Here is a 1,847-nt window from a genome sequence, read left to right on the forward strand (position 1 = left end):
GAGCCGGACCACGCGCTTCACCGGCTTCGCCGGCGCGACCGCGGCGACCGGGCCGGGGATGGCAACCGGCATCGCCGGCACGGGCTTCGGTGCAGGCGCCAGCTTCTTGGCGATGCCCTTAGCCGGCGAAATCTTCGGCGTCGCCTTCGCGGCGGGCGTGGCGTCCACGACGGTTAACTTGGGCTTGCGCAGCGTCACGCGGGCGCGCAGCGGGGTGATCAGCTTGGCGATCTCCCCCCACAGATGCGCATCCTCGCGCGACAGCGCCCGCGGCCGACGCGGCGGTTTCATGCCGGAACTCTGCGAAGGAGTCGGGACATGCAGCCGCCGAGGAGCCTGCGCGATCCTGTCTCGCGAGGTCCCGTCGTCCAGGTCACCATGATCGGAGCCGAAGGGGTCGATCCTGATCCAACCCCCTCCCCGTCATCCCGGGGCTGCGCAGCAGAGCCCGGGATCCAGGGCCGCCGACGTGCCAGGCTGGACAACGACCTGGGGTTCTGGATTCCGGGCTCGCCTTCGGCGCCCCGGAATGACGGGGAGGGGCCGAAAACCGGATTTGCGCGGTCGGTCAGCGGGAGCGGGCCGAGGCGCGCATCGCTGGGTGCCTGCGAACCATCGATAAGCCCGCTCATGGCGCGGCCGGCTTCGGCAGCAGCACGATGAATCCGGGCTTGGTGTGGAGGTCGCCTGCCGCGACGCCGGCGGCCGCGCAGGCCTCGACCACGAAGGCGACCTCCTCGGTCGAGCCCGGCCGCACGGCGGCCAGCGCCGAGCCGCGATAGAGTTTTCGCGACTCCACGAGATAGGGGTCGAGGTCGGACGGGGCGGTCAGCACGTGGGCCGCCCCGAGGCGCGCGCGCAGGGCTTCGAGGAGGGTGTCGGCGGAAGGAGCCGGGGCGAGGGCGGGTTCGGTCATGGGCGATTCTTCGGCAGGGATTCTCGAGCGGACGCGGCCGCGATGCAAACGCTGCGGGCTGGCATGGACCGGTCGCGGGCCTAAGACTAGAGTGATTTCCGCCGAGGTGGACACCGGTTCGGCGAAAGAAAGCACGTTGTAACAAAGGCCTAGAGCCATGGCTCGTCGCAACGTGATGCGGCGTGGCTCTAGCCGCAGCGGGCGCGCGGTCTACCGAATGCCCGAACGACGACCCGCCCCTGTCTCACGAGGCACGCCATGCTGTCCGTCATCCCGAACCCGCCCCGCATCGCCCTGCCGGTCGCCGGCAGCGAAGACCACTTCCCGGTACGCCGGGTCTACTGCGTCGGACGCAACTACGCGGCGCATGCCCGCGAGATGGGGAAGGACCCCGACCGCGAGCCGCCGTTCTTCTTCATGAAACCCGCCGACGCGCTCCAGGCCTGCGGATCCGAGCCGACGCACCACCCCTTTCCGCCGCGCACCGAGAACTACCATTTCGAGATCGAGCTGGTGGCCGCGCTCGCCACCGGCGGGCGCGACATCCCGGTCGAGACCGCCCTCGATCACGTCTACGGCTACGCCATCGGCCTCGACATGACCCGGCGCGACCTTCAGGACGAGGCCAAGGCGCTCGCCCGCCCCTGGGACCTCGGCAAGGCCGCCGACTTTTCCGGGCCGATCGGCCCGATCCACCCGGCCGCCGCGATCGGGCATCCGGCGCGGGGGCCGATCACCCTCTCGGTCGACGGCGCAGAGCGCCAGCGCGGCGACCTCGCCGACATGATCTGGTCGTTGCCCGAGCAGATCGCCTACCTCTCGGCCTATTTCGAGCTTCAGCCCGGCGACCTGATCTTCACCGGCACGCCGGCCGGCGTCGGCCCGGTGCGCCGGGGCGAGCGCATGGTCGGCGCCGTCGCGGGCCTCGGCG

1 protein-coding gene and 2 pseudogenes are annotated in these 1,847 nt (G+C 71.1%); 1 reads left to right on the forward strand and 2 read right to left on the reverse strand.

The features are described from left to right. Positions 1-291 (reverse strand): annotated as a pseudogene (locus tag FV222_RS31540) (DNA mismatch repair protein MutS); the annotation flags it as partial. A gap of 403 nt (positions 292-694) precedes the next feature. Further along, positions 695-916, reverse strand: a pseudogene (locus FV222_RS24800) (hydroxyacid dehydrogenase); the annotation flags it as partial. Between the two features lie 258 nt (positions 917-1,174). Here FV222_RS24800 and FV222_RS24805 point away from each other — a divergent pair. Next, positions 1,175-1,847 (forward strand): fumarylacetoacetate hydrolase family protein (locus FV222_RS24805; RefSeq protein WP_147815889.1); only part of this gene is annotated, 673 nt, incomplete at its 3' end.

The sequence above is a fragment of the Methylobacterium sp. WL103 genome (assembly GCF_008039885.1).
GTDB lineage: Bacteria > Pseudomonadota > Alphaproteobacteria > Rhizobiales > Beijerinckiaceae > Methylobacterium > Methylobacterium cerastii.